At 57.7% G+C, this 1,463-nt stretch carries 2 pseudogenes; both read right to left on the bottom strand.

What is annotated here, in order from left to right:
* A pseudogene (locus EN879_RS35680) lies at positions 1-404 on the bottom strand (hypothetical protein); the annotation flags it as partial.
* Between the two features lie 724 nt (positions 405-1,128).
* Positions 1,129-1,463: pseudogene (locus tag EN879_RS35675) on the bottom strand (hypothetical protein); the annotation flags it as partial.

Raw genomic sequence — 1,463 nt, 5'->3', positions numbered from 1 at the left:
AGCCGGACCGAGTAGATGAAGCTGTCAGTCAGGTACTGTCCCGCATTCAAGCCCTGTAACTGTGCCTTGAACGCCGCTGACAAGGTAGTCGCGTCGTATCCCACGAGTCCGTCGGACGTAATCCAGATCTTCGCGCCGTTATAACTTGTCTCGGAGGTGGGGGATTCAGTGCGTGCTAAGTCTTGGGTCAACAAATCAGCGGCGGTGTATCCATTCATTGCGCCTGTGTTGTTGATGCCATTGTCGACTGACCAGAGGGTCTTGGCATTCCCGCCGAGATCGTTGGCCATCACGTTCAGGAAGACGGATTGGAAACTATCATAGGTAAACAGGTCATCCTTCGCCTGCGGCGTGTTGGAGAAAGACGTCGTGGTGCCGCCGGCACCGGTGACCTGAGTAGCCATTTTTCAACCCCCCTTTTAAGAACAGACGCCTCATCTGTTTTTCTGTTTTATCGACAGTACTGAACGACCGGCTGCTTCCAGCCGAAGAAAAACCGCGCGAATCCAGGCAGGCATGAATTTTCGCCCTCATCCAGGCACACCGCCGCGCCTGGAACAGCCGCCTCAAGCTGGCCATTCACGGACGGATATTGACCCGATGCTGCTGGACGCGACGACTGGTCGTCACGCTACGTTCCCTACCCAACCTACATCGTCAAACTCGTGGCTTTCGACCACGAACTTTAGATGCTTCTTATATTAGGAGATTATTAACTCTTATAGAGAGGAAGCGTCAACGCCCAACTTGGCCGAACAGTTAATAGTCGAACATAAGGGGAGCCACAGTCACTAGAATCGAGTTGTGAGATCGAACAGGCGCACGCCCGATATGAGCCAGGCGGCAGACGTGCGGCTCAGCGTGACCAGAGCCCGCCAGCGCACCACCATACCAACACCGCACCTTGATCGCTGAGTACTTTTCGTGCAGCACGCCAACCCGACAGCCAGCCAGTTCGCTTGAACGGTCGGGGATTCAACTGAGATCACTTAACGCGCCGGACAGCCGGGAAGCTTCATGCCTTGCTCACGGAGATCTTGAAGCCGGGCAACTCGAACATCTGTCCCACACGCTCCGTAGCACTTCGTGAAACCTCGTCGTTCGGTACGTGCGACCACACCTCCTCGTTCAAGGCCGATTGATCGCCCGAGCGCTGTCGCGATCGGTCTCGTCAGGGATATATTCGCCGGCATTGGCATCGAAGCCGGTCCAGCCGCCAGCCTCGTAAGCCCTGCGGCGTTCGGCAAGATCGACCGATCTGGATTGCCCCAGAATTTCCTCGGCATTTGCAATGAGTTCATCGTCCACCCTGGCCGTGACCAACGTGCCGCCGCGGCGTACGCCCTCCGCATACACGTGGGCATCGTTCTCGGGCACGCCGGACTCCGTCAGAGCGCCGACAATGCCTCCGACCGCACCGCCTGCCACCGCCCCGGCAACGACACCTGTCGCGGTGGCGGCGA

Origin of the sequence: Mesorhizobium sp. M7A.F.Ca.AU.002.02.1.1 (assembly GCF_003998535.1) — a bacterium.
Taxonomy (GTDB): Bacteria; Pseudomonadota; Alphaproteobacteria; order Rhizobiales; family Rhizobiaceae; genus Mesorhizobium; species Mesorhizobium ciceri.
The sequence above is the reverse complement of the archived record's forward strand: the minus strand, read 5'-3'. Positions and strand labels throughout refer to the sequence as shown.